The sequence below is a fragment of the Streptomyces sp. NPDC059456 genome, from assembly GCF_042750055.1.
Lineage (GTDB): Bacteria > Actinomycetota > Actinomycetes > Streptomycetales > Streptomycetaceae > Streptomyces.
On sequence record NZ_JBHYVA010000630.1, the window covers coordinates 1 to 5,039 of the forward strand.

At 73.2% G+C, this 5,039-nt stretch carries 5 protein-coding genes; 1 reads left to right on the forward strand and 4 read right to left on the reverse strand.

All coding sequences use genetic code 11. The features are described 5' to 3' along the window. Positions 1 to 118: 118 nt before the first annotated feature. The 4 genes from ACFXA3_RS35115 to ACFXA3_RS35130 all read right to left on the reverse strand — a co-directional run bounded on the left by ACFXA3_RS35115 (position 119) and on the right by ACFXA3_RS35130 (position 4,737). Positions 119 to 1,753 carry a serine/threonine-protein kinase gene (locus ACFXA3_RS35115; protein WP_385193836.1) on the reverse strand — a complete coding sequence of 545 codons (1,635 nt, stop codon included), beginning with the start codon at positions 1,751 to 1,753 and terminating at the stop codon, positions 119 to 121. 117 nt (positions 1,754 to 1,870) lie between these two features. Further along, on the reverse strand, positions 1,871 to 3,127 hold the full coding sequence (locus tag ACFXA3_RS35120) for a Tm-1-like ATP-binding domain-containing protein (RefSeq protein ID WP_385193838.1): 1,257 nt from the start codon (positions 3,125 to 3,127) through the stop codon (positions 1,871 to 1,873). A 48-nt stretch (positions 3,128 to 3,175) separates the two neighbouring features. Continuing rightward, a complete protein-coding gene (locus ACFXA3_RS35125) occupies positions 3,176 to 3,649 on the reverse strand; it encodes an NUDIX domain-containing protein (protein WP_385193841.1) in 474 nt (157 codons plus the stop codon). A gap of 41 nt (positions 3,650 to 3,690) precedes the next feature. After that, the gene (locus ACFXA3_RS35130; RefSeq protein WP_385193843.1) at positions 3,691 to 4,737 is read right to left on the reverse strand and encodes a cation diffusion facilitator family transporter; all 1,047 of its coding nucleotides are present in this window, start codon (positions 4,735 to 4,737) and stop codon (positions 3,691 to 3,693) included. Positions 4,738 to 4,853: 116 nt separating this feature from the next. Here ACFXA3_RS35130 and ACFXA3_RS35135 point away from each other — a divergent pair. Continuing rightward, the coding region (locus tag ACFXA3_RS35135; RefSeq protein WP_385193845.1) for a hypothetical protein at positions 4,854 to 5,039 on the forward strand (186 nt) is incomplete at its 3' end.

The window sequence follows — 5,039 nt, forward strand, 5'->3', positions numbered from 1 at the left end:
GGGGTGGGGGAGTGGGGCCGGGACTCCGGCAGGGGCAGGGGCCGGGTGGCGGACTCCGGCTGGGGCGGCCCGCTGAACCAGTGGCTGCCGAGGACGGTGGCGCTGTAGTCGTCGTCGCTCATCCGATCGTGCACCTCCTGATGTAGACCTGGGAGGTCGAGGAACCGTTGCCGGCGGCGGGCCTGGTGGTGGCGCGCACGCCCCAGTAGCAGCCCCGGCCGTCGAAGGTGTGGGTCTTGACGAGCGGCGCGGCAGCGCGGCCCGGCTGGTACGTCAGGGTGTCGGGGGCGCCGTCCGGCGTGCCCAGCTTCCCCTCCGCGTTGCCGGTGAACCATTCCAGGACCACCGTCACCGGCGCGGTGCCCTTCGCGTCGACCGTCACCGTCGCCTGTCCGAGGGAGGGCCCCGTCTCGCGGAGGGTGACGGACACCGCGCCGACGACCACCGTGGGCTTCGGCGAAGGGGGCGTGGTGGTCGGCGGACTCGTCGTCGGCGGGGTGGTCGTGGGCGTCGCCACCGGCGAGTGGCTCGTACTCGTACTCGTGGTCGGGCTCGGCGTGGCCGACGGCGACGCGGACGCGGACGCGGAGGGGGACAGCGAGGGGGAGGGCGACGGCGAGGCCGTGGCCGACACGCTCGGACCCGGCGCGAGCGACGGTCCGGTGGCGCCGGGGCTCGCACTCGACGTCGCGAACGCGTTCAGCGCGGCGGCCCCGCCGGCCTCCCCGCCGGCCGCACTGTAGGTGAGCGCCGTGAGCACCCCCAGGACCAGTGCCGCGCCGCCCGCGATCAGGCCGCGCCGGCCCGGAGCCCAGCGCGAGGGGCTGGAGACCGTGGTCGTGGCCACCGCCGTGGTCCCGGCGGCCGGGGCGCCCGCCGAGGGGAACAGCAGGGGCAGCAGCGCGGCCAGCGCCGCGAGCTTGCGCTGCCCGCGCTCCTCCCAGTCCGGCCCGTACGCGGCGAGCGCCACGCCCTCCAGCTCGGCCACGAACGCCTCGGCGTTCTCCGGCCGCTGTTCCGGGGCCTTGGCCAGACCGCGCCGGATCAGCGGGCGCACCGGCTCGGGCGCCTCGGTCTCCGGTACCGGGGCCTCGATGTGCTGGACCGCGAGTTCCGCGAAGTTCTCCCCGGCGAACGGCTTGCGGCCGGTCAGGAACTCGAAGAAGGTCGCCGTCGCCGCGTACACGTCGGCCGCGGGCGAGGCCGGGCGGCCCTGCCACTGCTCGGGGGCCATGTACGCAGGGGTGCCGGCCACCCCGGGAGTCGTGCCGCGGCGCGCCGCGATGCCGAAGTCCACCAGCTTCGAGGAGCCGTCGGGGGCGACCAGCACGTTCTCGGGCTTGTAGTCGCGGTGGACGACGCCCGCCCGGTGCGCGGCGGCCAGGCCGAGCAGGGAGCCCTTCAGCACGACGAGGGCGGCCTCGGGTTCGGCCTGGCCGGCCTGCTTCAGCAGGGCGCGCAGGGATATCCCGTCGACCAGTTCCATGACGATGGCGGCGCCGCCCGGAGCCTGCGTGTACTCGATGTACTCGTACAACCGGACCACGTAGGGCGTGTCCAGTCCGCCGAGCAGCCGGGCCTCCGCCCGGAACTCCCCGACGAACGCCGGGTCCTCGCGCAGCCGGTCGCTGAGGTACTTCACCGCCACCGGCGTGCCCGTGGCCTCGTGGACGGCGAGGACCACGCGGCCACTGCCGCCGGAGCCGAGTTCGCGGACCTCCGCGTAGCCGGGCACCGTCCACGCGTTCTTCATCGTCTGCCCCCGTCCGTGGCGTCTGCGAATCCTGGGCCCGGTCGCTCCGAGCCACACCCAGGGACACGGTTTCCGCCACGGCCGGTTCCCAACCTGACGGGGTGTCTCACCCGGTGCTCAGGCGGCCGCCCGCGCGGCGCCGATCATGGCGTGCAGCCGGTCGGCCGCAGCCCTGCCGAAGGCCGGGTCGTTGATGTGGGTGTCGTAGTCGTAGAGCCGGGCGGAGCTGCCCCGCAGCCCCTCGCGTAGCGCCGAGAACAGGGCCCGGTCCGCGTCGGGGTCATGGTAGGTGCCGCCCGGCGCACCGAGCGTGGACAGTCCGCGGAGTGGGACGCACACGGCCGTGGGCCCGGTCGCCGCGCGGAGTTTGGCGGCGACCCGGCGGCCGAGCTCCGCGCATTCGGAGCGGGTCGTGCGGATCACCGTGATGGACGGGTTGTGTACGTGGACCCGCCGGTAGCGGGCCCGTTCGGGCAGGGTCTCCAGCGGGCCGAACTTCACCATGTCCAGTGCCCCCAGGCTCACGACCTGCGGAATTCCGGCCCGTCCGGCGGCGCTGAGCCGGTCGGGGCCGGCGGTCAGGATGCCGCCGCACAGGTCGTCGGCGAGCTCGCTGAGCGTCAGGTCGAGCACGCCGGCGAAGATGCCCTGCCCGGCCAGGGTCTCCAGGGTGCGGCCGCCGGTGCCGCTGACGTGGAAGACCAGCACCTCGTAGCCGAGTTCCGTGAGCCGGTCGCGGGCCGCGTCCACGCCGGCCGTGGTGACGCCCGCCATGCTCGCCGCGACCAGCGGGCGGGACCCGGCGCCGAGTCTGGCCGGACGGCGCAGGTCCATCGAGGAGCGTTTGAACGCCTTGGCCATTCCCGCGGCCGCCTCGACCGCGTTCGCGAGGACCGGCGCGGAGATGCTGTTGATCCCCGCGATGTCCACCACGCTGTACATCATCGTGATGTCCGAGGATCCGACGTACGGGGCCACGTCCCCGGACGCCATGGACGAGACCATCAGCTTCGGCACGCCCAGCGGCAGTGCGCGCATCGCCCGGGTGGCGATGGAGGTGCCGCCGCTGCCGCCTATGGCGAGCACCGCGTGCAGCCGGCCCTCGGCGTGCATGCGCAAGAGCGTCGCCTCGGCGCCCTCGGCCATCGCGGTCACGGCCGCACCCCGGTCGGCGGCCGTGCGCAGGTGTGACAGTTCGGTTCCCGCCGCCCGGGCGACGGCTTCGCGCGGTACGTCCGCGGGCACCCGGGGATCGCCCATGATTCCTGTGTCGACCATGATCACTTCGACGCCGGTGCGCAGCAGCCTCTCGCGCAGCCAGCCGTACTCGACACCCTTGGTGTCCAGGGTTCCCACCAGCACGACGTTCGTCATATGTGCAATGTCCAGGCAGGCGGGGTTTGTTGGCAAGTCAAGGTCGGGTCAACCTCGCGGGAGCCCCAACAGCCTCTCCAGGAAAGGAATCTGAGAGGGAATCAGCTTGGTTTCGGCCACCGGGGGAGTGAACCACGCCACCCGGTCCAGCTCGGGGAACTCCTGCGTCCGGCCCGAGTGCGGAGGCCATTCCATGGTGAAGGTGCCGGGCACCATCAGGGCCGGATCGAGGTCCGCCCGGACCGCCCAGATCGTCACCAGCTTGCCGCCCGGGATCCGCAGCTCGCCGAGCGGCAGGTACGGGCCCTCCGGCGGCGGCAGGCCGATCTCCTCCGTGAACTCCCGGCGGGCCGCGTCGAGCGGGGCCTCGTCCGCCTCGTACTCGCCCTTCGGGATGGCCCAGCCCCCGTCGTCCTTGTGCTCCCAGTACGGGCCGCCCATGTGGCCGAGGAGCACCTCGATGCCTTCGTCCGCCGGGGCCGTGCGGAACAGGAGCAGTCCGGCGCTGCGCTTCTGCGTCATGCGTCCATGTATGCCCCGCGGACGGGCCGGTCAGTACGCCGTCAGTGGTCGTGCGGACCCTGGCGGTGCACCGGGCCGTGCGCGTCCGCGCAGTGCGGGTCCGGGTCCGGGGCCGCGCCGGGACGGCCGACGCTGAGCAGCTCCTCCTGTACGTGGTCCACCTGGAGGGTGGTGTGCGTGATCCCGTACTCCTTCTCCAGCAACCGCTCCAGGTCGCGGCGCACGGCGTGGCAGTCACCGGCCGGTTCGACCAGGACGTGCGCGGACAGGGCCGCCTGCCCGGAGGTGATCGTCCAGATGTGCAGGTCGTGCACCTCGGTGACCGGCGGGTGCCCGACCAGCCGGTCGCCCACCGCGTCCGGGTCCATGTGCGCCGGGGCGGCCTCCAGGAAGATCCGGCCGGACTCGCGGACCAGCCCGTAGCCCGCCTTGACCATCAGCACCACGACCACGAGCGTGGCGATGGCGTCGGCCTGGACGAATCCCGTGGTGAGCACGATCAGACCGGCGACGGCGGTGCCGATGAACGCGAACAGGTCGTTCAGGATGTGCTGGTAGGCGCCCTCGACCGCGAGCGAGGAGCGGTTCGCCCGGGAGATGCACCACGCGGCGGCCACGTTCACGACGATGCCCGCGAGCGCCGTCACCAGGACCAGCCCGCCCGCCACCGGCGGCGGGTCGAGCAGCCGCCGGACCGCCTCGTACGCCAGCCAGAGCGCGAGCAGCAGCAGCGTGAGCCCGTTGGCCTGGGCGGAGAGTATCTCCGCGCGCTTGAGGCCGTACGTGAACCCGCCGCGCGCCGGGCGGGCGGCGAGCCGCATCGCGATCAGCGCGAGGACGATCGAGACGGCGTCGGTGAGCATGTGGGCGGCGTCGGAGATCAGCGCCAGGGACTGGGCCACGATGCCGATGACCACCTCGACCGCCATGAACGCGCCGATCAGGCCGAGCGCGATGGCCAGCCAGCGCCGGTCGGCGTCCGCGGAGACGCCGTGGCTGTGACCCCCGTGACCCCCGTGGTCGTGACCGCCGTGGTCGTGGCCGGCGGCGTGGCCGTGGTCGTCGTGCGCGTGATCGTGCCCACTCATGGCGTCCCCCGTGTGTTCGGTTCCGACGCGTGAAGTGAAGCGCACCGGGACGCAATGGGCAAAGGCTGCAACGGGGACCGTTGTCATTACCCATAAGAACCCTCTGACCTGCGACGATGTCGATCGCTGCCGAGTCGGGCGGATCGTGGGAAAATCTGCTCATGGTCCAGCGCCCCGGTGTGCCGACCGCGCCCGAGCTCGTCCTGGAGACCGACACGGGCACCACCGCGATGGGGGCCGGCGCGGGCGGCCCACGCCGCCGCGGGCCCCCCGCCCCGAAAATCACAGACACACGCCCCCGC

Excerpts from the sequence above, each read along its gene's own strand:
- ACFXA3_RS35120 (WP_385193838.1), bottom strand. The coding sequence starts at position 3,127 with ATGACGAACGTCGTGCTGGTGGGAACCCTGGACACCAAGGGTGTCGAG.
- ACFXA3_RS35125 (WP_385193841.1), bottom strand. The coding sequence starts at position 3,649 with ATGACGCAGAAGCGCAGCGCCGGACTGCTCCTGTTCCGCACGGCCCCG.
- ACFXA3_RS35130 (WP_385193843.1), bottom strand. The coding sequence starts at position 4,737 with ATGAGTGGGCACGATCACGCGCACGACGACCACGGCCACGCCGCCGGC.
- ACFXA3_RS35115 (WP_385193836.1), bottom strand. The coding sequence starts at position 1,753 with ATGAAGAACGCGTGGACGGTGCCCGGCTACGCGGAGGTCCGCGAACTC.